A 25,035-nucleotide genomic window follows, 5' to 3' on the forward strand; every position below is an offset into this window, starting at 1 on the left:
ACAATAAAAATGCTGAAAAAAGAAGGAGGTTCATCAATTGAAAGAACAAATTGAAGTTCTGATTCTGAACGGTGAGTTCGAGCGTGTCAGGCAGTTGATGACCGACCATGATTTCCTGGATTTTGAAGAGGCATTCATCGGAGCGGCTCAGAACACGGAATCTGTTATGTTCTATACCTTTATTGTAGAAGTAATCAAAGAACAGGAAAGTGCTGAACTACATGACCTTGCATTTTTACTGCTTGTTTACCCGCTCAGTGATGTCACAGATGCATTTAAAGCCGCTTATTATCATGCTGAACGCTCTGCAAAATTGACAGGGTATAAGGAGATCAAGAACTTACTGCAGCTCTTATTTCTTTATACTGTACCGGAACCTGTGCTCACAGATAGGCAGGCTTACCAGGTTGCAAAAGAAATTCTGAAACTGGATCCGCACAATAAGATTGCCAGAGATCTAATGAAAAAAGCAGTAAAGAATATGGATGTCGGAGTTGTTGATATCAATGATCTTGGCCGCTCTCGTAACGCATAAAATCCTCGGATTGTGATCCGAGGATTTCTTTATTCTTCCAGCCAGAGTTCAACTGGAACGATGACTGGAAACATACCGCGATCTTCAGTGATTTTTGTAATGATGGCAGAAGCTTTAGAGAATAATGGAACAGCATACATTTTTTCGTCGCTGAGAAGTTCCTGAAGGACATCATCTGAAGGATCTTCGCTTTTAACGATAATCGTCGCCTGAATGACGCCGTCGACCTGTGTGCCAAAATGTCCGAACATAAAGTTAAGGGTGAACTCAAAAATGTCATTGTCTTCGGGATGTTGTTCAATATCAATACGATGCATTTTAGTGATTTCAGGAGAATGCTGACTGAAATCCCGGACGTGCAGCTCTTTCAAGTGCATATGTACTACTTGCTTATGTAATTCCATTGTTAAGCTCCTCTCAAGTTAAATACATCCTTATTATAACCTATCTGTTTTGAAAATGTTTATTCATTATTAAGTCGGGTAAAATACTAATCGTGTTTAAAGAGTTTTTAATTCCATAGGAGGAGATGTAGTGTCAAAAAATACAGAAGCAGTTAAAATTGGATCAGCCTATGTAGGTGTAGTTGTTGGCGCAGGGTTTTCAACCGGTCAGGAAGTTTTGAAGTTTTTCACGAACTATGGTACTTATAGTTATTTAGCTATTCTGATTGCAGGTCTGATGCTGACATTCTTCGGGCGTCAAATCTCAAAAATCGGGAATGCACTGGATGCGGAAGATCATGTCGGTGCCATTCATTACTTATTTGGTGAAAAGCTTGGAAAAATCATTGACTATATTTTAATTTTCTTTCTTTATGCGTTATCAGTCGTGATGATTGCCGGTGCAGGAAGTGCTGCACATGAAAGTTTCGGTGTACCGACATGGCTCGGTTCACTGATCATGATGCTTGCAGTCAGCTTTACGTTATTAATGGATTTTAATAAAATTGTAAGTGCACTTGGAATGGTCACACCGTTCCTGATAGTAGTGGTGACAATCATAGCAGTTTACTTCTTCTTTAAAGGCACGCTGTCATTTAATGAAGTAAACAATCATATTGATACTTCCAGACAACCGTCACATTTATGGTGGTGGGATGGTATCCTGTACGGTGCTCTCGCATTCTCGACTGCTTTCAGCATGATGACAGCGATTGGCGGCGATGCAAGCCGTAGAGTTGTAGCAGGGCGTGGCGGCTTAATCGGGGGCCTTATTCTGCTGGTGCTGATTCTGATGGTTAACTCAGGATTACTGGCTGAACTGGATAAAGTCAACGAGGCCGCGATTCCGACAATCCTGTTAGGGCGTGAAATTCATCCTTTTGTGAGCGTTGCGCTGAGTATGATTATGTTACTTGTTATCTATAATACCATCGTCGGCCTGATGTACTCATTCGTTGCTCGTTTTACAGTCCCTTATTCTCGAAATTATAAATTACTGCTCTTCGGTTCTATGATAATCGGATATGCTCTCAGTTTCGTTGGTTTTGTAGAATTAGTCGATGTGATTTATCCGTTGATGGGTTACGTCGGACTTGCATTATGTATCGGTATTACAGTGAAATATTTCTTACGTAAGCGAAAAGGTAAGCAGCATATTGCATAACTCAAAGATACAGAGTAGAAACTCTGTATCTTTTGTACTTAAAAAGGGTAAATGCTAGAATAAAGTGACAAATGAGTGGAGGCAGAATGATGCGAGTGTTATTGACAGGTGTCAGCGGCTATATCGGTAAAAATCTTTATGAATCACTGCACATGGAACATGACTTAGTGGTCGTATCCCAATACAAGCAGATATATGATGATGTCAGATGGATCAAAGGTGATATCTTTACTCTTGAAGATGTGACAAAAGCAATGGAGGATATTGATATCGCGATCTATTTCCTGGATCCGACAAAACGCTCATCCAAAACAATGGAAGCGTCATACAAAGATATGAATGCGCTTGCTGCAGATAACTATGGACGCGCAGCAGCAGCGATGAATGTGAAACAAATCATCTACGTAGCAGGTGCAGTAGAGGATAATGAAACACTGAAGATTCTTCGGTCGTATAAGACACCAGTCAGAGTGACGCATACAGAAATTAAACGAAAAGGGATGCTGGCTCGTTTTCAAAGCGCGAGAAGAGATGATGTCAGGATTATCAGACGTTTCAGGATTCCGAAGTCATGGACACTCGAGAAGTTTACTGCCTATTATTTCGACTACTACAAAAATGTCCTCCCGGGGCTGTCAAATGTTGAAATTCATGAGGACTCTTACTATCTGCAGGGCGCGAAGAGAGATTTAATTCATCTTAAGCGACGCACAGCCTTAAAGAATAATGACCGCCAGATATTTGATATCGCAGGCGGAGAACTGGCAACTATACGTGATCAGCATACCGGCACACTTGAATTCCGGCGGATGCTCGGGACGGAGGAGATTATGGTCTGTATCCATCGTTATGAGCCTTCTAAACCCTGGTTGTTCTATCAGCTTCTGCAGGCACCGTTTCATGCACTGACGATGCGTATATTTGAAGTTGATATGCGCATAGAGAAGTTCAACGAGGAACAGCGTAAAGGTCATACTGAAAATAAATGATATAAAAATCTATTCTGAAAGTGTCAGAATAGATTTTTTGTTTCTTTCACGCTTTAATTTAGCAATATATCAAAATAATTAATATTATCACTACAAACTTTACTTAAAGTTTACAAAAAAGGTATCGTTTCATTTTATTTTGTTTTACACTAATAGATGTTGTGAGATTATTCCACATAACTCTAGGAGGATTTTCATGTTTACGAAGAAGAAAGACAAATTTATAGTACAGCTGGAAGATATGGCTGAAAATCTGAAACGTGCATCTGTAGTGTTTGGCGATATGTCTTTTCATAACGCATTTGACCTCAAGAAGTATGCCGATAATATTAAGTCATACGAAAAAAACGGCGATGATTTAATGCAGCAGATGATCTCAGATCTTAACCAGACATTCATCACACCGATTGAACGTGAAGATATTTTAGCTTTAGGTAATGCGATAGATGATGTCATGGACGGGATGGAAGAGACGTCTGCGATGTTCGAGATGTATTCAATCGAGTATTCTGATGACTTTATGGGCGAATTTGTTAAAAATATTCAGGCATGCGCTGATGAAATAAAAATGGCCGTTGATTTAATCGGCTCAAAAAAGTTTTCTCATATCCGCGTCCATTCCATGAATATCAAAGATCATGAAACCATCTGTGATAATATTTTACGTCAGTCAATTAAACACATTCTTTCTGTTGAAACAGAACCCGTGACTATCATGAAAATTAAAGATATCTACCAGGCTCTTGAGAATATTGCGAACAAGTGCCAGACAGTTGCCAACAATCTTGAATCAATCATTATGAAAAATAGTTAGGAGTTTCATGATGGATCATTTATTAATTATCACTATAGCCATCGCTGTCTTTGCACTTGTCTTTGACTTTATCAATGGCTTTCACGATACAGCAAATGCGATTGCAACAGCGGTCTCAACTAAAGCGTTAAAACCGAGACATGCCATTTTGATGGCAGCTATCTTGAATTTCATCGGTGCATTATATTCTACAGGTGTGGCGAAAACAGTGACGAAGGATATAGTAGATCCTTTTACCTTAAAGAATGGATCGGTTGTGATTTTGGCAGCTTTGTTATCTGCTATTATCTGGAACTTGGTTACCTGGTATTACGGCATTCCGAGTTCTTCATCGCATGCATTGATCGGTTCTGTAGCAGGTGCAGCAATCGCCTCAGCAGGATTTGGTGTACTGCATTATAGCGGCTTCGTCAAAATCATTATGGCACTGATTATTTCTCCGTTATTGGCATTCGGAGTCGGCTATATTGTTTATTCAATTTTTAAAGTTGTCTTTAAGAACAGTAATCTGACCCGGACGAATCGTAATTTCCGATTTTTCCAGATCTTCACAGCGGGACTTCAGGCTTTTTCTCATGGAACTAACGATGCTCAAAAAGCGATGGGGATTATTACAATGGCTCTCATTGCTGCCAACATGCAGACAGGTACGGAGATTCAGCGCTGGGTTCAAGTAGCCTGTGCGACAGCAATGGGGTTAGGGACAGCCGTAGGTGGCTGGAAGATTATTAAGACAGTCGGTGGCAACATTATGAAAATTCGTCCGGCTAATGGTGTGGCAGCTGATCTCAGTTCAGCGCTTATCATCTTCGGTGCGACGCATATTCATCTGCCAGTTTCTACTACACACGTCGTATCATCTTCTATACTGGGTGTAGGTTCTTCTCATCGTATTAAAGGTGTAAAGTGGACGACTGCACAGCGTATGGTCGTGACATGGGTTATTACATTACCGATATCAGCTCTTATCGCTGCACTTGCTTATTTTATATTGCAATTATTTTTATAGAAGTTTAAAAAAGGGTAAACTTATCATGAGTTTACCTTTTTTATATGGGAGGAATGAACATGAAACATGTACTTTTTGTCCATAGCGCAAGTGAACAGCATTATGACAGTGGCAGCAATCCGCTGATTCGTTATTTAAAAAGCCAGCTGCAGGGAATTGAATGGCATACACCGTCTTTCCCGCGAGAAGATGGGCAAGTCTATATGAACTGGGTCAAAGTACTGACAGATAGTCTTAAGGATATACCTGATGAGGACGAGCTGATGATAATAGGTCATTCATTCGGCGGGACAGTCGTCATGAAATATCTGACAGAAAATCAAGATGCACATCATATCTCTAAAGTCGTGCTGATTGGCTCACCTTTCTTCGGATGTGATGACAAATTCAGTGCTTCAGAGAACAAGTTGAAAGAAAATGCAGAAGATACATTAGACAGCAAAATTATTCTGTATCATATCCAATCTGAAGATGATGACCGCGTCGATATCAGACATCAGGACTGCTGGCGGGAACACTTTAAAAGAGTGAACACAATTACGAAAACAGAAGGCAGACACGAATTTCATCAAGGTATAGAAGACTTGCTGCCGATTTTAGAATCTTAAGGAGATTGATGATGTATATAGGTGTAGATATCGGGACGACAAGTACAAAAGCGGTGCTGTTTGATCAGTCAGGTGCTGTAAAAGCTAAGCATCATGTGGAATATCCGCTTCTGACACCTGCACCGGATATTGCTGAACAGCGACCGGACGATATTTTAGAAGCGGTTATTGAAACGATTAAACAGGTCAGTCTTAAAAGTGCGGATCCGATTCGATTCGTCAGTTTTTCAAGCGCTATGCATAGTCTGATTGTAATGGACGAAGAACACCGTCCTCTGACCAACAGCATCACATGGGCTGATAACCGGAGTCAGGCCTATGCGAAAAAACTGAGGCTGAGTGACAGAGGTCAGGAAATATATGGAAAGACGGGCACACCGATACACGCGATGAGTCCGCTCTGCAAGCTATTCTGGCTGAAACATGAAGATCCCGGAATCTATCAGCGTGCAGCCAGATTTATTGGGATTAAAGAATACGTCTTTCAGCGTTTCTTCGGCCAGTATGTTATAGATTATTCGATCGCCTCTGCTACAGGACTGTTTAATATTCATGAAATGAGATTTGATGAAGGTATCTTAAATGAACTCGAGATAGAAGAACAGCAGCTATCTCAAGCGGTAGATACGACTTATATTCTGAAAGGCCTGAACGAGACTTTTGCAGAGAGAATGGGACTGGACTCTATGACCCCGTTTGTCATTGGTGCATCTGACGGTGTCCTTAGTAATCTGGGCGTCGATGCCTTTAGACCCGGTGAAGTAGCGGTAACAATCGGAACAAGTGGTGCTATTCGGACTGTTGTAGATGCACCTCGTACTGATCATGAAGGCCGGCTCTTCTGTTATGCGCTCACGAAAGACAAGTGGGTGATCGGCGGTCCTGTCAATAATGGGGGCGTTGTTCTACGCTGGATACGTGATGAGTTTGCTGCAAGTGAAATTGAGACAGCCAGACGACTGGGGATTGATAGTTACGATGTTCTGATGCGTATTGCAGAGCAGGTACCTGCTGGCAGCAACGGACTAATCTTTCATCCATATCTGTCAGGTGAACGTGCGCCTTTATGGAATTCGGACGTCAGAGGGTCCTATATCGGTCTTACACTCGCCCATCAAAAAGAACATATGATACGTGCAGCATTAGAAGGTGTTCTTTATAATCTCTATACGGTGTTCATTGCTTTGACTGTACTGATGGATGAATCTGTGACATCAATCAAAGCGACAGGCGGTTTTGCACGCAGCAATCTGTGGCGTCAGATGATGGCAGATATATTCGATGAAAATCTGATTGTTCCAGAAAGCTATGAAAGTTCATGTCTGGGCGCTGTGGCACTGGGGCAGCTAGCGACAGGCGAGAAGCAGGATTTCTCACATGTTTCAGGCTGGGTCGGTCATTCATTCAAGCATATCCCTAACAGCGAGCATGTTCTGATTTACCGGGAAATATTGCCTATCTACATCGACATCGCTCAATCACTGACTGAGCAATATACACGTATAGCAGATTTTCAGCGCAAGCATAATTCTTTGTGAAATCACGCGTAGCCATGTAAAATGAATGCTACTAATTAATTAAAGAGGTAATGTCTATGAACTATCAAAATGTTTCTATTTCACGGTCCGGTCAGATTCGTCAGGCATGGCTGTATTTTATGTATTACTGGCTTATTTTTGCAGTCGGTACATTTGCAGGCCAGTTCGTTCCTCCTGCGCTTAGAATGTCAGTTTCGATTCTGATTATGGCTATCGTGCTGATTTCATTATTTGTGAAGTCATCGCGTAAATTCAGTGCACTGATTGCAAACGTGCTTGCTTTTCTGATAGGAGTTGTCAGCTATGCGTCATTTATGTATTTTCTGAATGACCTCGGAACGGTTGCTTTCTATCAGAATATTGGACTTGCAGTTGCTGCATTCTTTATGTTTGGATTTCTGGGTTATTTTGTGATCGGTGATGCGTCGAGCTTAGGTCGTTTGCTCTTCCCCGCTCTGATTGCCCTTATATTTGCGAGTATTCTCGGATTTTTTATTCATATTCCTATGTTCCATCTCGTGATTACTATTTTTGGACTGGCTATTTTCCTCGGCTATACCATCTATGATTTTAACCGTATGAAACGAGGGGCATTCTCTCCGCGTGAAATGGGGTTCAACTTATTTATGAATTTATTGAACATCATTATGGATGTGCTGAGACTGGCCAGTATACTGAGAGATTAAGAGTGACATGAAGTCACTCTTTTTTTGTGTGAAATAGTGTATAATAAGTTTATATTAAATCGAAAGAGAGATGGCTTTTATGGGTCGTAAATGGAATAATATCAAGGATAAAAAAGCAGCAAAAGACAAAAACACGAGTCGAATCTACGCAAAATTCGGACGTGAAATCTATGTGGCTGCGAAGTCTGGCGAACCGGACCCAGAATCAAATCAGAATCTGAAATTCGTACTGGAGCGTGCTAAAACTTACTCAGTACCTAAACATATCATTGACCGTGCAATTGAGAAAGCTAAGGGCGGCGGAGAAGAAAACTACGATGAGCTCCGTTATGAAGGTTTTGGACCAGCGGGTTCTATGCTGATTGTTGATGCGCTGACAAACAACGTCAACCGTACTGCGAGTGACGTACGAGCGGCATTTGGTAAGAATGGCGGAAACATGGGTGTATCCGGTTCTGTTGCCTATATGTTCGACAATACAGCAGTCTTTGGTTTTGAAGGTAAATCAGCTGACGAGACGCTCGAACTTCTGATGGAAGAAGATATCGACGTACGTGATGTGATGGAAGAAGAAGGACAGACCATTGTCTATGCTGAACCTGATCAGTTCGCAGCAGTTCAGAATGCACTGAATAATGCAGGTATCACAGAATTTACGGTTGCAGAACTTTCAATGCTTGCACAGAATGAGCTGGAATTATCAGAAGAAGACCTTGCAACATTTGAGAAACTGGTTGATGCGATAGAAGATTTAGAGGACGTACAGAACGTCTATCATAACGTGGAAATGTAAGCCAAGGCTTTTCTTGGCTTTTTTTATAGGGGGAACTATGAAGAATAGACAGAAAGAGCAGCTGATCAGACAGCTCAATATGACACCACATCCGGAAGGTGGCTATTTCAGTGAGACATATCGTTCGGACATAACTACTGAAGGACGCGAACTATATTCGAGCATTTATTTTTTACTGGAAACAGGAAACATCTCACATTTCCACCGTATTGATGCCGACGAACTCTGGTATTTTCACGGGGGTGATGCACTGACATTACATATGATTATGGAGGACGGGACTTATCAATCTGTAAAGCTGGGCCTTGATGTGATAAATGGTGAAGTCCCGCAGTATCTAGTGCCCAAAAACACCATTTTTGCGTCAACCGTTGAGGAGGAGAATGAGTGGAGTCTGGTCGGTTGTATGGTTTCGCCTGGCTTTAAATTCGAAACGTTCGAACTCTTCACTCAGCATGAACTGATGGCAATGTATCCTGAACATGACGAGCTCATCGTAAAATATGCACTGAAGGAGATCAGAGACTAGTGGAAGCGGTAAAACAAAATAAAAAATTTCGTCCTGAGATTGAAGGACTACGTGTTGTAGCTGCCCTGTTAGTCGCGGTCTACCACATCTGGTTAGGGAAGGTGTCAGGAGGAGTAGATGTCTTCTTCGTTGTATCAGGCTTTCTGATTACGACGAGTCTGTTATCGAAAGTCAGAAGAACGGGTACTGTTAATTTCTTTGACTTTATCTTTGGACTACTGAGAAGATTAGTGCCTGCTGCATTTTTTGTTCTGTTTACAGTCATTATACTCAGTTACTTCTTCTTGCCGGAGGTGCAGTGGACGCAGACGATCAAAGAAATCTTTGCGTCAGCATTTTACTATGAAAACTGGCAGCTGGCTTTTTACAGCTACTGATTATCTCGATCATACCAATGCCAAAAGTCCGGTTCAACATTACTGGGCAATGAGTATCCAGGGCCAATTCTACATCATCTGGTTCTTGATAATCTGGTTTGCTATCTGGTGTGCCAAATGGATGAAAACATCGGTGAAAAAACCGCTTTTCATTCTGTTTTTAATTCTATTTGCTGTTTCGTTTGTGTTTTCAGTTTATCTGACTGCTATCAATCAGCCGTGGGCCTACTTTGATACACGCACACGGGTCTGGGAGTTTGCGCTTGGCGGTTTACTTTGTCTGCTTCTGACTCGTATTAAGCTGCCGCATATACTTGCTGGCATACTCGGCTGGCTGGGTTTACTGATGCTGATATCGTGTGGCCTGCTGCTGAATGTATCATCACTGTTCCCTGGCTATGTGGCATTATGGCCGACGCTGGCAGCAGTCTTCATTCTGATTTCAGGTGAGAACCCTTCGAAGTTTGGGGTGGAGAAACTGCTCGGTACATCCTGGATGGTTAAGCTTGGCGCATTGTCATATGGATTTTATTTATGGCACTGGGTAGTACTGACGTTCTATCATGTACTTAAAGAAGTGAAGCATGTTCCACTTACAGACGGCCTATTGATTATTGCAGGATCCCTTCTTCTGTCATGGCTGACGACGCGATTTGTCGAACAGCCGTTACGAAAAGTGAAGTTTCCGAATAAAAGTGTGCGCACAGCATTACTGCTCGGCAGCTTACTGGCGATTGTAGCGGGTAGCAATGCGTTCTGGCTATACCAGATGAATAGTGATCAGGCAGCTGACCAGAAACTGATAGGTTCAGATGATTATCCTGGTGCACGTGTAGTTGAAATGGACAGTGTGCCGAAAAAGGATTACCTGCCGGAAGCAGAAGCCATTAAAAATGATAAAGCAGCACCTTATACAGATGGCTGTCACGTAGCTGCGGGTGACCCGGTTGTTAAGGTTTGCGAATACGGTGTGACAGAAGATTATGATTATACTGTCGCTTTAGTAGGAAGTTCTCATGCGACGCACTGGCAGCCTGCGCTTGTAAAAATGGCAGAGAAAAATAAAATACGTGTTCTTAATATTACGAAGAGTGGCTGTCGCTTATCAACTTACAAAGCAAAAGACCCATCATGTATCGTCTGGAATAAGAATGTTGTTAACAAAATCGCTGCTGAGAAACCAGACATGGTCTTTGCGAATGCTGATATTGGTTACTGGAACGTTCATGAAGTGGAGAAGGGTTATATTGAGCAGTTTGAGGCACTGAATAAAAAAGGAATTGAAGTTTTCGGAGTACGTGATACGCCGTATTTCCGTAAAGATGTGCCGACTTGTGTCAATCACTACGGAGCCGATAGCCCGAGATGTCAGACTAAGCGAGAAGAACTGTTCCCTGAACCTTCTGACTGGTCTAAATTAAAGAACCCGCCTGAAAACGTGCATGTTTTTGATTACACTGATTTCTTCTGTAATGAAGAAGTATGTAAGCCGGTTATTGGGAACGTTATGGCATATGTTGATAAAGGACATATCTCGAAATCTTATATGGAGACGTTGAGTCCCTATATAGAGAAAGACTTAATGCCTTTGCTTGAAAAAGTAAAAGAGAAACGTTCATCTTAGTGGATGAACGTTTTTTTCGCAAATAAAGATTAATTTCATTACAATATGAATAAGGAGATGATGCGATGATTCGAGCATTTAAAACAGCTGACATAGATCAGATTCAGGCAATGAATAAAGCAGAAGGCTGGGATAACCTGGTCGCTCGTCACGAACAGACCCTGAACAGTTGGCAGCATAGCATCGCATATGTCATGGAGATTGAAAATGAGATAGTCGGTTGTATCCGCGCATTGACGGATGGCTATGTCTCTTTATATGTCTGTGAGTTAATTGTCAGAGAAGACGTTCGAGGTAAGGGATATGGGCGAGACTTGCTGAATTTTGTGCATGATATCTATCCATCTACACGAATGGAACTGCTTGCGACAGCTAGTTCTAAAGAGTACTATGCACCCAGGTTCAGACCTTTTTATGGTTTTAGAAGAACATATCATGAAGACTTAAGGAGTGAATAGCATGGATTTAGGATTAAAGGATAAAGTAGCAGTGATTACAGGTTCAAGCAAAGGAATTGGCAAAGAAACAGCAGCACTGCTGACTGAAGAAGGCGCAAAAGTGATATTGGTTGCGCGTAATGAAGAAGGTTTACAAGAAGCTGTACAGACTATTAAGGAGAAAACCGGCCAGACTCTGAGTTACGTAGCGGCAGATGTTACAAAAGAAGAAGATGCAAAGAAAATTATTGCGCATGCAGTGGAAACTTATGGCCGTTTAGATATTCTGATTAATAACGCAGGTTCTGCATTCGCTGAAAACTTCGAGAATGTTGAACTGAGTGACTGGCAGAATGATTTAAATCTCAAGCTCTTCGGCTGGTTGCATATGATTCATGCGGCATTGCCTGAACTCAAGAAACAAGGCGGTGCCATCCTTAATCTGACAGCAGTCGCTGGCAAAACACCACCCGCTAACTCATCACCGACATCTGTTTCGCGTGCAGCAGGACTTGCACTGACCAATACCCTTAGCAAGGATCTCGCACCTTACAATATTCGTGTCAATGCGGTCTGTATCGGACTGATACGCAGTGGTCAGATTGAGAAACGCTGGCAGCAGGAAGCCCCTGAAAAATCGTGGGAAGAATATGCAAGAGATCCAAAGTTCAATATACCGCTTGGACGAATCGGTGACACGAGAGAAGCGGCAAATGTGATCTCTTTCCTTGTTTCTGATGCTGCAAGCTATGTAACTGGAACAGCAGTTAATATCGATGGTGGCAGTGGCGCTACGCTATAGATTATCGAGAGTGATTAATGTGAAAAGTGAGTGATGAGCGATAAACAGTGAATATTGCTTATAAAGCTAAATAAAATACTATTCGTAAACCGTATATCCTGAAGATATACGGTTTTTTGCATGTCTTAAGAAATATTTAAAATAATACTTGCTCTTACACCGTACTAACTGTATTATATTAATTAATACAGTTAGTACAATATTTAAAAGGAGGTCATCTATTGATTTCAATTGATAACCGCAGCCGTACGCCCTTATATGAGCAATTGATGGAAAACATCAAATTGCAGATTATTAAAGGTGTCATGAAACCTGATGAACAGCTCCCATCTGTCAGACAAATGGCACAGGAACTGACCATCAATCCCAATACGATTCAAAAAGCTTACCGGGAACTTGAACGTGAAGGCTTCACTTATTCTATTCCGGGTCGAGGCAGCTTTGTTCAAAAAATAGAAACAGATATTAATAAGGAGCGTGTGGATGAATTGACAACTGAACTGGAACGTATCATACAGGAACTTTTATTCCTCGGTCTGACCAAAGAAGAACTACAGCAGAAAATTGAGCTTATCGCAGGAGGTGAACAGCATGAACGTCAAGGCAATTGAGGTTACTAAGTCATTTGACCGTTATCAGGCAGTCAGAGAAGCAACTTTAGAACTCGAACCAGGTACTATCCATGGTCTGCTCGGTTCTAACGGGGCCGGTAAGACGACTTTCCTGAAATTGCTGGCCGGTATATACCGGGCTGACAGCGGTCAGATTCTCTATGACAAAAGAGAGGTTTATGAAAACACTGCCGTAAAAGAAGCGATGCTTTTTATGCCGGACATTCCATATTTCTTTAACTATTCCAATTTGATTGAAATGGCCGGATTCTATAAAGAGTCGTATCCAGGGTTCAGCGACAGCCGGTTTCATCAGCTCGTTAAACTACTCAAGCTGAATCCAAAACAGCGCTTCAACCGTATGTCAAAAGGGATGAAACGTCAGGCGGCCTTCATTCTGTCACTATCCTGTCATCCGCAGGTACTCCTGCTGGATGAACCTTTTGATGGTCTGGATCCAGTAGTGAGACATACCATCAAGAATCTGCTGATCCAGGATGTGTCGAATCATCAAATGTCTATTTTAGTTTCGAGTCATAATCTACGTGAGATGGAAGACTTCTGTGACAGCATCTCTATCATGCATGAAGGTACGATGCTGATCAATCGTGAGCTCGATAGTCTGAAACGTGATCACTGTAAAGTTCAGGCTGCATTTGAAACGTTACCGCCTGAATCGTTCTATAGAGACTTAAAGGCACTCGACCGTAAAATAAAGGGGCGTGTCGTGACATGTATCACTGCAGGTAGTGACAGCCATATAGAAGAAATCATCACGAAGTATCATCCGCTCATGTATGATATTCTGCCGCTGACATTAGAAGAGATCTTTACTTATGAGATGGGAGGGCATGGTTATGCTATCGAAAACATTATCGTTGAATAAAGGGTTATTTCAGCATTTCTTTTTCAACAATTTAATCTTTATGGCGATCAATATCATCTGTACATTTTTCCTGCTGCCATTTGGCTATATTCTTATGACTTACAGCGGAGAAAGTCATTTGTACGGAGCTGATAATCATCTGCTAGGTTTTGATTCTGCTGTCCTTTCAACCTTCTTTGTCGGTACATTATTTTACGGTGTGCTTAGCGGGCTTGGTATGACTTATTTCCTGAAGAATGAAAAGGCGTCTGACTTTATGCATAGTCTGCCGTTTAAAAGGAATCAGATACTGGCACATATGCTGGCTGCTTTTACAGCGACAGTAGCCATGAACTTAATGATTAACGGTATTATTCTTGGTTTGTTTTCACTCCATTTTAAGGACATCACGGCTGGTAAAATCTTTGACTGGGTGATTCTTACTTTAATCATTTCACTGTTTGCATTCATATTTACACTCTTTGTAGGACAGCTGATCAATCATTATTTTGGTCATCTCGTTCTGACAGGTTTACTGTTAATGCTGCCCGTTATCTTCCATAGTCTCGCGACGGGAATATACAATAACTTATTTCGCGGAGCGACAGTACTGGATTTTGATCCAGGACAGGAAAAAGTCTATACATTATCAGAGAACCTGACATTCCCGATTGGCATGGTGAATCATATCGTTGATCACATAGACTGGCTGTATTTCGGGATAGCGATGATTGTAGCCTGCATACTGCTCGCTGCGACATATTTCCTATATGAACGACGTCGCAATGAGCGTATTGTTCATTCTTTCCAGCGTTCTTGGCTTGAGTGGTCATTTATCACGCTAGTCGTGCTTTTAGGTGTGATGGTTGCCGGAACTATTTTCACTTCGGGCATTCAGAATTTATTCGTGATTGCTGTTATTTATATTCTGTCATTCCTGATTATCTATCTGCTTGCGCAGGCAGTCAATCAGAGAAGTCCGCGTGTTAGACTGAACTTCCGGTCTATGGGGCTGACGTTTCTGGTGGTCGCACTTATACTTGCAACGACATATGCATTTGGTAAATGGCAGGAAGGGTACGTACCTGATACAGATAAAGTAGCTTCAGTGAATATGGAGACCGAAATGGCTGAAGAGGGAAGACCGCATTTAGAAAGTTATGTAAAGGATCCCGCATATATAAAAGAAGTGGTGGCGATGCATCATGATATTATCAATCATAATGCCAATGATTCATACGGCAGCTTCTCGGTCACATATAAGATGAAAGATGGGACACTTCAACACCGATCATATACCGATCTGTCAGAAGAACAGTTTAAGAAAGCATCACGATTAACAGATGATAAAACTTACAGTAAAGCAATCACAGAAGGTTATGACTGGGATGACTTGAAACGATACTCTGTTAATATCCAGTATGGTGAAGATGATATTCGAACGATTGAACCTGAAGATAATTCAAAATTTCTAAAAGCATTTAAAGCAGATATGGCAGAAGCAAACACTGAATATTCGCCGGTTCGTATCTCGTCCAGCCCAGTCTATGTAACGCTTGAACAATTAGATGGCAGTTTTGTTGACTTCAATATATCTCCTTATCATCCGCACTTAATTCAGTACATGATTGATGAAAAAATGATTAAACAGCCAAGTGATATTTTTAATGCAGATGAATATTATCGTTTAAATGTTAAACCGGATCATTTTAAAGGTCAGACCATTTTTGAAAAAAGAGAACTTAAAAAATTAAAGAAAACTAAAGTAAGTGAGAAAGCATTCAATCAAGCAATGAACGATGGTTCTGCTGATGTTGATGGTAATTATATATATGCTATAGGTAGTGATGATATATTTGCTATAATTAATATGAATAAAGAAGTGAAATAAGAAGATGCCTGCATCTTCTTATTTACTTATAACCCGGGAAATGGAGGATGCCATGGCAGAGAAAAAAACAACAGCCAAAAAACCAGCTGCTAAAAAGGTAGCAGCAAAGAAAACGACAGCCAAAAAGACAATCCCAAAAAACCGAAAGGCCGCAGCGGTTAAAAGAAAACCGAAATCTAAAAAGAAAAAATCGCTGGGTAAATGGATAGTAGGAAGCTTATTTTTAATCGTCACTGCTGTCGCGGTCTTTAATGTTCTGAAGCCGATGCCAGTAGGCCTGTCTAAACGTTTTGAACCGAGCAGAACCAATAATGTGAAGCTCTTGCTTGATAATACATATGGTCATAAATATGATCATGAAATCTTCAATACTGTCTTTCAGACGATAGATGAGGCAGATGATTTCATTATCCTGGATATGTTTTTATTTAACGATGCCTATGATGGTAATGAAAAATTTCCTGACTTAACAGGTGAGCTGACAAGACATTTAATCAAGAAGAAAGAGGAGAACCCGAATATTCGTATTTATGTACTGACTGATCCGATTAATTCTGTTTATGGCAGTTATACACCCGCTCATTATAAGCAGATGCGCGCACATGATATTTTTGTCTATGAGACGGATCTGACGAAACTACGGGACTCTAACCCGCTTTATTCCGGTTTTTGGCGTTCCACTTTTTATTTTTTAGGCAATAGTGAGAACGGGCATATTACGAATATCTTCTCGAAGAAGGCGCCTGATGTTACGGTAAGAGGAATGGCGGAGCTTCTTAATTTCAAGGCGAATCATCGTAAAACGCTTGTGACTGAAAAGTCCGCTATTATCGCGAGCAGTAATCCGCATAATCCAAGCGGCCATCATCAGAATATCGCGCTCAAAATGTCGGGTCGTATTCAGGAAGACTTGATCAGAAGTGAGGTTGCGGCCATCAATATGAGTGGCGGCAGCCTGGAAAGAGAAGATTTTACCATTCAGAACCGGGCCTTTGATAATATGATGGATTATGAAACAACGCTTGTGACTGAAGGCAAGATTAAAGAAGCAATGCTTGAATATATTGAAAAAACGAATGATAATGACACGATGAAAATAGGGATGTTTTATTTATCAGACCGCGACGTGATTGATGCACTCCTTAGAGCAGCCGATCGCGGGGTCAATATAAAGTTGATACTTGACGTCAATAAAGAGGCATTCGGCAAAGAGAAACCGGGTATACCGAATAAACCGGTCGCCCATGAACTAGTCTCAAGAAGCGATGACCGTATTCAGGTGAAATGGGCTGTCTCACATGGAGAGCAGTTCCATAACAAATATGTGCTGATCGAAGATGATCAGCAACAGACTTCAACTTTGTTTGTCGGCAGTGCGAACTTAACGCGTCGAAATATAGCAGATTATAATATGGAGACTGACGTCATTCTGTCGGGTAAGTCAAGTCTTCCTGTCTTTAAGGAACTGGATACAGATTTTGATGCTAAATGGAACAACGAATATGCGCATGTGACAGATAGCTATGATGTTAAGAAAGAAGCTTCGTTCTGGAAGACTGTACTTTACCGACTGCAGGAGTTGACAGGACTCTCCAGTTTCTAAAAAAATAGACGTTCAGCAGTATTGCTGAACGTCTATTTCTATTTACTGTACTGAACGAAATCGAAGTGAGTGCCTTCAAGACCGAGCTGCTGATAGAACTGGACTAAGTACCTTGCATTTGCATGTGCCCAGTGAATATCAGTTGCATATTGGGTCTGTCCAGGTGCATCCGGATTCCAGCGCATTTTGTAAAGGGTATTCTGTGATTCGCTTAAATAACCTGTTGAAATAAACTTAGCGCCACCGATGATGGCTTTATCAGGCGTATCCCAGCCGACATTGGCTGCATACTGTGCACCATATTTCACAGCATGTTTATCAAACGCACCGATTCCAAACATGTTGTAATATTTTTTCTTTTTATCAGCGCCTTTGACTTTCTTACCTTGCGCGAGTTCACTCGTTCCTTCACCTGTTTCAAGAAAAGCATGCGAGATTAAATAGATCTCATTAATACCATAACGTTCACTTGCGGTCTTGAATGCCTGTCCTCGTCCTTCTAAAATACCTTTACCTTGAAGTAAGTAATTGAGCTGCGCCACTGACAGGCCTTGAGGTTCTGTTAAATTCAGGAACTGATAACGATTCACGCTGTCAGCTGCCAGTTTACCTGTATCCATGGCAGCAAGAATAGCTGATTTAGGTGCGTTATACCACTTAATACCGTTAGAGGTCTGAGGTCTCGGCGTCAGTCTCATCTGAGCTTTATAGGCATCTTCAAGACTTGTTGCTACCATTCGGGCACCTGCAATAGGAGTTGCTTTGATTTCTGTTTTAACGACAGGTTTCTTAATGACAGATTGAGCAGGTTTCACAATCTTTTTCACTTTATTGACAGCTTGTCTGACTTGAGGTTTTTGCGCTTTTGTATGGCTGTTTGCTTTAATCCAGCCTGTTAAACCAGTAGGACGAGTGATTTCATGATAGACTTTACCACCGACCTGCAGCGACTGATTCACTGTCACACTTTCATTTTTAGGTGCACGATCAATGATTTGTCTCTCTGTTCCTTCAGGTACGCTGTAAACCTTTGTGCTTGCAGAAAGTACGAGTGTCGTATCAGGTTTAGCTGTATCCTTAACGGGACGGATAGTTAGGTCCTCAGCTGCAACGTAACCAATGGCATTATTGATATCAGGTGTCACTTGAACACGGTAATAAGGTTTTTGATTGATCATCACTTTATCATTAACGTAAAGCGTATAATTGACATAATCACCTGCGACCTTTTTAGTCATGGCATTCATACTGGTGACAATAATTGAACTCGTATCTTTAATATGCCCCATTCTTAACGAATCCGCTTGAGCGTAAGCAGAAAAAATAACAGAAGAAAGCATCGTCATTGCAAGTGTGCGTTTAATGTATTTCATTCAGGACCTCCGAAAGCTTAGTGAATTTATTATACAGTATACGATTAATCAATGGCTGAGCTTTACAATAAATTAACGATTTGTCTTTAGAATGTTACGATAAACGATATCTGCGACCTTATCTGGTGATTCTTCGCAGTTATTCTTCAGCCAGAAATAGATGATGCCGAACTGTCCGCCTAATGTATAGTTAACGAAATATTCGGGATCCTGAAGATGATGATTTTTAATGATATGCATATAATTGTCTTTTAATACATTGAGAAATTTCTGAGTAAAGTTCTGAGCGGGATGAACAGTCATCAATGTCCGAAAGAACTTCTGATTGTTATAGATATATGAAAATAAATTATCTAAATAAAGAAGCGACAAGGTGCGAAGCGCATCACGGTCTATTATGATGGCATCTGCAAACTGTTTGCCGATTGAATTGAGTTCTGAAAGATGGTGCTCTATTAGTCTATCCAGCAAATCATATTTATCAAGATAGTATGTATAAAAAGTGGATCGGTTGATATGCGCTTCTTCGCAGATCATTTTAATCGTAATTTCACGGAAACGATGTTCTTCTAATAGTTTTAAAAATTGTTTTTCTATCAGCATTTGTTTATCTGTCATAAGTACCTACTTCTTATATCTGTTATAATCATTTATTTTATCATGAATTCAAGATTGCGAAAATTAAAAAAACAAGTTGACACCTTATAAATGTACATGTACTATGAGTATAACTTCATAAAACTTATCAAGAGAGATTGAGGGATATGGCCCGATGACATCTCAGCAGCGGACTCGTTTACGAGCACTGTGCTAAATCCATCAAGCTTAGCTTGGCAGATAAAAGGACGTTTAAGACTTTTTAGCTTCTAGCTAAAAGGTCTTTTTTTATTTTTTAAGGAGGCTATCATGGCGATTATCGAGATTGACGAAGTATCAAAACAGTTTCAGACGAAGAAAGGAACAGTGACGGCACTGCAAGACGTCACGCTGAATATAGAGAGAGGACAGATATTCGGCATAGTGGGGTATTCCGGTGCAGGTAAATCGACTTTAATCCGGTTGATCAACAAGCTTGAGAAACCGACAAGCGGGCGAATAATTGTTGATGGTGAGAATATAACCACTTTAAAGCCACAGCTGCTCAGAAAAAGACGGCAGAATATCGGAATGATTTTTCAGCAGTTCAATCTTTTTAAGGCAAAGACAGTGGCAGAGAATATCAAATATCCTTTGAAACTTTCGAAGAAGTATTCGAAAGAAGAACTGGATCAGCGAGTAGATGAGTTACTTAATTTCGTCGGTTTATTAGATAAAAAATACGACTATCCGGCCCAGTTGTCAGGGGGGCAGAAACAGCGTATTGGTATCGCGCGTGCCTTAGCCACAAATCCAGAGATCCTGCTTTGTGATGAGGCAACATCTGCTCTTGATCCTGAGACAACAGACGAAATCCTACGTCTTCTGAAACGCATCAACCAGGAACTGAACATCACAATCGTACTGATCACCCATGAGATGGAAGTTGTCAAGGCTATCTGTGATGAAGTGGCGGTCATGGAACAAGGTCGGATTGTCGAACAGAACAAAGTATTTGAGCTATTCACGAATCCACTGCATCCGACGACAAAACGTTTTGTTCACTCTGTTCTGAATGACCACGTACCAAAAGGCGTAGAACGTTCACGCAAACTTTATCGGTTTATTTTTAACCATCAGCAGATACTGGAGCCCGTGCTGAGTCAGATTGGACGTAAGTATGAAGTCGATTTCAATATTTTGTACGGTAGTATAACTGAGTTAACCGATCGTTTATTCGGTAATTTACTGATTGAAGCAGTCGGTCCAGATTACAAAGTCCAGTTTGCACTGCTTGAACTGAAACAGCATGGTATTGAAATCAAGGAGGTAGAAGGTTTTGAAAGCTGATTTATCTGAATTTTATCCGATTATTCTGCAGGAGCTTGTGAATACATTGATCATGGTGGGCATCACATTAGTACTTGCGGCGCTCATTGGTATTCCGCTCGGGATTTTACTTTATGCAACAGGGCGAGGCAATGTGCTTGAAAATCGCGCGGTCAATGTCACTTTAAACTTTCTGATTAACACGATCAGACCGATACCTTTCATTATCTTTCTGGTGGCGCTGATACCGATCACCCGATTTTTAGTCGGGACATCCATTGGTATATGGGCGGCTATCTTCCCGATGACGCTCGCTGCCTCGCTCTCTATCGCCCGGGTGGTGGAAAATAATATCATCTCTGTTGATAAAGGGGTCATTGAAGCAGCAGAAGCGATGGGGTCTACTAAGTTCGATATTCTGTTTAAAGTGCTTGTCCCTGAAGCAGCAGGTGCATTGATACTCGGTCTGACATTTACGACTGTCTCATTGATTGAATTCTCTGCTGTTGCCGGACTAGTGGGTGCTGGCGGCATTGGTTATCTCGCATTTACATATGGCTATCAGCGATTTGACGTCGCAGTCATGTTCATCACGGTTCTGATACTGATTATTCTTGTTCAGATCGTACAATTCATTGGCAATAAGATTGCAAATATATATACAAGTCGATTATAAGGAGAGAAAATGATGAAAAAATTAATTTGGGTATTCTTAAGTGTGATTGTTTTTTTAGCAGCATGTGGAGGTAAGGACGAAAAAACGGTTAAAATAGGTGTGACAGGCGAAGATAAAACTGTCTGGAATATTATTAAAGAAAAGGCGGAGAAAGATGGCATTAAAGTAGAACTCGTTGAATTCCAGGATTACACGATTCCTAATAATGCACTGAATGAAGGGGAAATTGATTTAAACGCATTCCAGCATTTTGCGTTTTTAGAAGAATTCAAGAAAGCACATAACTTAGACATTACGCCAATCGGAACAACTGTATTTGCACCGATGGGTATTTATTCAGAGAAAATTAAAGACATCAAGGAACTGAAGAAAGGTGACACAGTCGCGATTCCAAATGATCCGACTAACCAGGCGCGCGCACTTCGTTTGCTTGAAACGGCGGGAATCATTAAATTAGATGATGATTTCGGACTATTAGGCGACCCATCAAAAGTAAAAGAGAACGACTTAGGCATTAAAATTAAAGCAATCGATGCACAGCAGACACCACGTGTATTACCGGACGTTGCGGCAAGTATCATCAATAACGGTGTAGCGGGTAAAGCAGGATTTGATACAAAGAACGACCCGATATATCTGGAAAATGCGAATGCTGATAACGCAAAACCTTACATCAATGTCATCGCAGCAAAAACAGAAAATAAAGATAAAGAAGAATACAAAAAAATCGTTGAATACTATCAGACACCAGAAGTAGCTGAAGCGATTAAGAAAAACTCAAATGGCGGCGAAGTTGTTCATAAGTTATCAGCAGATGAGATTAAACAAGTAGAAGAAGATGTGAAATAGTAGAGTGAGCACCTCGTTTTTATAGCGGGGTGTTTTTTTATGGATTTACCCGCCATCATTATCGAGTTTCTTCTATAATAATACGTCACTCATTAAGTTATATATTTCCCCTCCGCCATCTTTATCAAGTTTAATTAAGACATTTATCTCTCGTTGTCATTTTTCACCTCATACCCATTATACGTTCGCTTTGCAAATTTCATATTGACTTTTTGTAAATGTAATCGTTTGCGATGTAAATAATAGTGCGAAATCCAACACTTTGTTGAATATTGTTGGTTGATAGTGTGATGAAACTCACTATAATGTTATTTATGTGAAAAAATTATATGGAGGAATACACATGAGAAAAATAGTCTTAATCAATATCTTAACTTTAGTCATCCTTGCCGCTGCTGGTATCGCTGCATACCACTTCTACGATGAGTCAGTCAACTACGTTAAAACTGACAACGCAAAAGTAGACGGCACACAATTAACAATCGCTAGCCCTGCAGCAGGTAAACTGACTACATTTGACAAACAAGTCGGCGACGAAATCTCTAAAGACGACACTGTCGGTGAAGTAATGGCTCAAGGTGCTGATGGCAAACCATCTAAAGTAGACCTTAAAATGCCTCAAGACGGTACTATCGTAAAAACACAAGCAACTGAAAATGGTTTTATTGGCGCGGGTACACCCATCGCTTACGCTTACGACATGAACGAATTATTCGTTACAGCAAATATTAAAGAAACAGAACTTGATGGCGTGAAAAAAGGTCAAGAAGTTGACGTATACGTTGATGGTTACAAAGATACTACACTTACAGGTGAAGTAGAACAAATCGGTTTTGCTACAGCTTCTAGCTTCTCATTATTACCATCATCAAACGGTAATGCGAACTTCACTAAAGTCACTCAAGTAGTGCCTGTTAAAATCAGCCTTTCTAAAGACAAATCATTAGACATCTTACCAGGGATGAATGTAACTGTACGCATTCATAAAAACTAAGGAGGTTATCGTATGACCTCATTTATCATTGCATATATCCTATTATCTCTGGCGGTATTCTTTGTTATCAACCGCCTTTTCCTGAGAAGAAAGAAAGTTAAACCGGTTGACACGAAAGAACAGGTTGTTGAAGAAACACCTGTTTATGACCATCAAGCGGAAAAAGTGACTTATGAGCAGCCAATCAAAACACATGTTGAACCTGCACAGCCAGAAGTCATCTATAACAGCTCGACACGCAGTACACATGAAAAAATAGAACCAGAATATTCAGAAGAAGTGATCTATGATAGTGAAGCAGCGCGCACTCATGAAGAAGTAGAAACTGCAACAGCTTCTACTGAAGAATCACCAAGAGAAGCAGCAGCTCATGCTCATGGTCCGAACTTAACATTCGGCAAAAATATCACGATTCCAAAAATCATTACTGCATTAATGATCGGGATGTTCATCGCAATCTTGAACCAGACGTTAATCAACGTCGCGTTACCAGTCTTAATCAATGACTTTGGTATCACGACTTCTACAGCACAGTGGTTAACAACAGGTTTCATGCTGGTCAATGGTATTTTAGTACCCATCAGTGCATTCCTGATTCAACGTTTCACATATCGTCAGTTATTCATGACGGCGATGATGTTCTTTACAGTCGGATCACTGATCTGTGCCATCGCAGGAAACTTCCCGATGATGATGGTCGGTCGTTTAACACAGGCAGTCGGTGCCGGTATCTTAATGCCACTTGGTACAAATATCTTCATGTCTATCTTCCCGCCCGACAAACGAGGTGCGGCAATGGGTATGATGGGTATTGCATTTATCTTAGCACCTGCAATTGGTCCGACATTAACAGGCTGGGTCATCCAGAACTATCACTGGAACGTGATGTTCTATGGTATGTTCATTATTGGTGCAATTGCACTTCTCATCGGTTCAGTGTGGTTCAAAATTGCACAGCCGACACATAATGCGAAACTTGATATTCCAGGTGTTATTTTCAGTACAATCGGTTTCGGTAGTATTCTTTATGGCTTCAGTGAAGCCGGTAACAAAGGCTGGGATTCACCAGTCGTTGATTCTACAATTATTATAGGTCTCATTTTCGTTGGTTTATTCGTCTATAGAGAACTGTCAATGAAGAACCCAATGATGGACCTTTCAACACTGAAATATTCAGGTTTCTCGTTTACAACATTGATCAACATCATCGTGACGATGGCGTTATTCGGTGGGATGATTCTTCTGCCAATTTATCTTCAATCTATCAGAGGATTCTCACCACTTGATTCAGGGTTGTTATTATTACCTGGTTCACTCTTGATGGGTCTGATGGGTCCTATCGCAGGTCGATTATTTGATAAAGTGGGTATTAAACCGCTAGCTATCTTTGGTCTTGCCATCATGACTTATGCAACGTGGGAACTGACTAAACTGAATATGGATACACCTTATAGTCATATATTAGGAATCTATATACTTCGTTCATTCGGTATGGCATTTATCATGATGCCGATTATGACAGCAGGTATGAACTCATTACCAGGCAGATTAATTCCTCACGGTAATGCATTCAGTAACACAATTCGTCAGCTTGCGGGTTCTATCGGTACAGCTATCTTAGTAACAGTGATGACGCAGCAGACTTCTGCTCATATCGGTGACATAGCTAACTCACTCGACAAAACGAATCCTGCTGTTATGAATCAGATTCAGCAGGCTGGACAAGCAGTGGGCAGTGATGCATTAGGTACACAGATGATGCTCGGCCGCATGCAGCAGCTGGCAACAATCAATGGTATCAATGATGCATTCTGGGTGGCAACTGTTCTCAGTGCCCTCGCATTTATCTTATCGTTCTTCCTGAAAGGTAAAGACCATTACCGTTCAGATGAAGCATAAAAGAGAAGCCCTGTGCTTCT

26 protein-coding genes and 1 riboswitch are annotated in these 25,035 nt (G+C 41.0%); of the genes, 23 read left to right on the plus strand and 3 right to left on the minus strand.

The genetic code is table 11. From position 1 onward, the window contains the following. Nucleotides 1-37: 37 nt before the first annotated feature. Nucleotides 38-535 carry a hypothetical protein gene (locus MGG13_RS02650; RefSeq protein WP_239035276.1) on the plus strand — a complete coding sequence of 166 codons (498 nt, stop codon included), beginning with the start codon at nucleotides 38-40 and terminating at the stop codon, nucleotides 533-535. A 29-nt stretch (nucleotides 536-564) separates the two neighbouring features. Here MGG13_RS02650 and MGG13_RS02655 read toward each other — a convergent pair whose 3' ends face one another. Beyond that, nucleotides 565-939 (minus strand): hypothetical protein, encoded by a 375-nt coding sequence (locus tag MGG13_RS02655; RefSeq protein WP_133430932.1) that lies wholly within the window; start codon nucleotides 937-939, stop codon nucleotides 565-567. Nucleotides 940-1,069: 130 nt separating this feature from the next. Here MGG13_RS02655 and MGG13_RS02660 point away from each other — a divergent pair, with 130 nt between their 5' ends. The 17 genes from MGG13_RS02660 to MGG13_RS02740 all read left to right on the plus strand — a co-directional run bounded on the left by MGG13_RS02660 (nucleotide 1,070) and on the right by MGG13_RS02740 (nucleotide 17,319). Then, nucleotides 1,070-2,143 carry a YkvI family membrane protein gene (locus MGG13_RS02660; RefSeq protein ID WP_133430931.1) on the plus strand — a complete coding sequence of 358 codons (1,074 nt, stop codon included), beginning with the start codon at nucleotides 1,070-1,072 and terminating at the stop codon, nucleotides 2,141-2,143. Between the two features lie 89 nt (nucleotides 2,144-2,232). Next, complete coding sequence (locus MGG13_RS02665) at nucleotides 2,233-3,132, plus strand: NAD-dependent epimerase/dehydratase family protein (protein WP_239035277.1); 900 nt, start codon at nucleotides 2,233-2,235, stop codon at nucleotides 3,130-3,132. 196 nt (nucleotides 3,133-3,328) lie between these two features. Continuing rightward, entirely contained in the window at nucleotides 3,329-3,946 is a 618-nt protein-coding gene (locus MGG13_RS02670) for a DUF47 domain-containing protein (RefSeq protein WP_239035278.1), read from the plus strand. Between the two features lie 10 nt (nucleotides 3,947-3,956). Then, nucleotides 3,957-4,955, plus strand: coding sequence for an inorganic phosphate transporter (locus MGG13_RS02675; protein WP_239035279.1), 999 nt, complete (start codon nucleotides 3,957-3,959; stop codon nucleotides 4,953-4,955). Nucleotides 4,956-5,014: 59 nt separating this feature from the next. Next, on the plus strand, nucleotides 5,015-5,563 hold the full coding sequence (locus tag MGG13_RS02680) for an esterase/lipase family protein (RefSeq protein ID WP_165983034.1): 549 nt from the start codon (nucleotides 5,015-5,017) through the stop codon (nucleotides 5,561-5,563). A gap of 8 nt (nucleotides 5,564-5,571) precedes the next feature. Further along, nucleotides 5,572-7,101 carry a gluconokinase gene (gene gntK / locus MGG13_RS02685; protein WP_239035280.1) on the plus strand — a complete coding sequence of 510 codons (1,530 nt, stop codon included), beginning with the start codon at nucleotides 5,572-5,574 and terminating at the stop codon, nucleotides 7,099-7,101. A gap of 56 nt (nucleotides 7,102-7,157) precedes the next feature. Beyond that, a complete protein-coding gene (locus tag MGG13_RS02690; RefSeq protein ID WP_239035281.1) occupies nucleotides 7,158-7,787 on the plus strand; it encodes a Bax inhibitor-1/YccA family protein in 630 nt (209 codons plus the stop codon). 79 nt (nucleotides 7,788-7,866) lie between these two features. Next, on the plus strand, nucleotides 7,867-8,580 hold the full coding sequence (locus MGG13_RS02695; RefSeq protein ID WP_133430924.1) for a YebC/PmpR family DNA-binding transcriptional regulator: 714 nt from the start codon (nucleotides 7,867-7,869) through the stop codon (nucleotides 8,578-8,580). 37 nt (nucleotides 8,581-8,617) lie between these two features. Beyond that, a complete protein-coding gene (locus MGG13_RS02700; protein ID WP_133430923.1) occupies nucleotides 8,618-9,109 on the plus strand; it encodes a cupin domain-containing protein in 492 nt (163 codons plus the stop codon). After that, nucleotides 9,109-9,486: an acyltransferase family protein gene (locus tag MGG13_RS02705; RefSeq protein WP_239035282.1), complete on the plus strand. Its 378-nt coding sequence runs from the start codon at nucleotides 9,109-9,111 to the stop codon at nucleotides 9,484-9,486. The genes MGG13_RS02700 and MGG13_RS02705 overlap by 1 nt, the downstream gene beginning before the upstream one ends. Next, nucleotides 9,452-11,110: an acyltransferase family protein gene (locus MGG13_RS02710; RefSeq protein WP_239035283.1), complete on the plus strand. Its 1,659-nt coding sequence runs from the start codon at nucleotides 9,452-9,454 to the stop codon at nucleotides 11,108-11,110. The genes MGG13_RS02705 and MGG13_RS02710 overlap by 35 nt, the downstream gene beginning before the upstream one ends. A 65-nt stretch (nucleotides 11,111-11,175) precedes the next feature. Continuing rightward, the gene (locus MGG13_RS02715; RefSeq protein WP_239035284.1) at nucleotides 11,176-11,568 is read left to right on the plus strand and encodes a GNAT family N-acetyltransferase; all 393 of its coding nucleotides are present in this window, start codon (nucleotides 11,176-11,178) and stop codon (nucleotides 11,566-11,568) included. 1 nt (nucleotide 11,569) lies between these two features. Continuing rightward, nucleotides 11,570-12,349 (plus strand): SDR family NAD(P)-dependent oxidoreductase, encoded by a 780-nt coding sequence (locus MGG13_RS02720; RefSeq protein WP_239035285.1) that lies wholly within the window; start codon nucleotides 11,570-11,572, stop codon nucleotides 12,347-12,349. Nucleotides 12,350-12,570: 221 nt separating this feature from the next. After that, the gene (locus tag MGG13_RS02725; RefSeq protein ID WP_239035286.1) at nucleotides 12,571-12,960 is read left to right on the plus strand and encodes a GntR family transcriptional regulator; all 390 of its coding nucleotides are present in this window, start codon (nucleotides 12,571-12,573) and stop codon (nucleotides 12,958-12,960) included. Further along, complete coding sequence (locus MGG13_RS02730; RefSeq protein ID WP_133430918.1) at nucleotides 12,941-13,846, plus strand: ABC transporter ATP-binding protein; 906 nt, start codon at nucleotides 12,941-12,943, stop codon at nucleotides 13,844-13,846. Before MGG13_RS02725 ends, MGG13_RS02730 begins: the two co-directional genes overlap by 20 nt. Continuing rightward, nucleotides 13,818-15,716, plus strand: coding sequence for an OST3/OST6 family protein (locus MGG13_RS02735; protein ID WP_239035287.1), 1,899 nt, complete (start codon nucleotides 13,818-13,820; stop codon nucleotides 15,714-15,716). The genes MGG13_RS02730 and MGG13_RS02735 overlap by 29 nt, the downstream gene beginning before the upstream one ends. A gap of 52 nt (nucleotides 15,717-15,768) precedes the next feature. Then, nucleotides 15,769-17,319 (plus strand): phospholipase D family protein, encoded by a 1,551-nt coding sequence (locus tag MGG13_RS02740; protein WP_133430916.1) that lies wholly within the window; start codon nucleotides 15,769-15,771, stop codon nucleotides 17,317-17,319. Between the two features lie 38 nt (nucleotides 17,320-17,357). On the opposite strand, the gene MGG13_RS02745 is transcribed toward MGG13_RS02740, so the two are convergent. Continuing rightward, a complete protein-coding gene (locus tag MGG13_RS02745) occupies nucleotides 17,358-18,692 on the minus strand; it encodes an N-acetylglucosaminidase (RefSeq protein ID WP_239035288.1) in 1,335 nt (444 codons plus the stop codon). A 72-nt stretch (nucleotides 18,693-18,764) separates the two neighbouring features. Then, complete coding sequence (locus tag MGG13_RS02750) at nucleotides 18,765-19,310, minus strand: TetR/AcrR family transcriptional regulator C-terminal domain-containing protein (protein WP_239035289.1); 546 nt, start codon at nucleotides 19,308-19,310, stop codon at nucleotides 18,765-18,767. A gap of 121 nt (nucleotides 19,311-19,431) precedes the next feature. Further along, nucleotides 19,432-19,536, plus strand: a riboswitch (SAM riboswitch). Between the two features lie 68 nt (nucleotides 19,537-19,604). Here MGG13_RS02750 and MGG13_RS02755 point away from each other — a divergent pair. The 5 genes from MGG13_RS02755 (at nucleotide 19,605) to MGG13_RS02775 (ending at nucleotide 25,015) form a co-directional block, all read left to right on the plus strand. Continuing rightward, on the plus strand, nucleotides 19,605-20,618 hold the full coding sequence (locus MGG13_RS02755; RefSeq protein ID WP_133430960.1) for a methionine ABC transporter ATP-binding protein: 1,014 nt from the start codon (nucleotides 19,605-19,607) through the stop codon (nucleotides 20,616-20,618). Beyond that, on the plus strand, nucleotides 20,608-21,273 hold the full coding sequence (locus MGG13_RS02760; RefSeq protein WP_133430913.1) for a methionine ABC transporter permease: 666 nt from the start codon (nucleotides 20,608-20,610) through the stop codon (nucleotides 21,271-21,273). The genes MGG13_RS02755 and MGG13_RS02760 overlap by 11 nt, the downstream gene beginning before the upstream one ends. Nucleotides 21,274-21,285: 12 nt before the next feature. Next, nucleotides 21,286-22,122, plus strand: a complete 837-nt coding sequence (locus MGG13_RS02765; protein ID WP_239035290.1) for a MetQ/NlpA family ABC transporter substrate-binding protein — start codon at nucleotides 21,286-21,288, stop codon at nucleotides 22,120-22,122. 343 nt (nucleotides 22,123-22,465) lie between these two features. Beyond that, nucleotides 22,466-23,116, plus strand: a complete 651-nt coding sequence (locus tag MGG13_RS02770) for an HlyD family secretion protein (protein ID WP_239035291.1) — start codon at nucleotides 22,466-22,468, stop codon at nucleotides 23,114-23,116. Nucleotides 23,117-23,128: 12 nt separating this feature from the next. Beyond that, complete coding sequence (locus tag MGG13_RS02775) at nucleotides 23,129-25,015, plus strand: DHA2 family efflux MFS transporter permease subunit (RefSeq protein ID WP_133430910.1); 1,887 nt, start codon at nucleotides 23,129-23,131, stop codon at nucleotides 25,013-25,015. The last annotated feature ends 20 nt before the right edge of the window (nucleotides 25,016-25,035 follow it).

This window comes from Macrococcus brunensis, assembly GCF_022343725.1.
Taxonomy (GTDB): domain Bacteria; phylum Bacillota; class Bacilli; order Staphylococcales; family Staphylococcaceae; genus Macrococcus; species Macrococcus brunensis.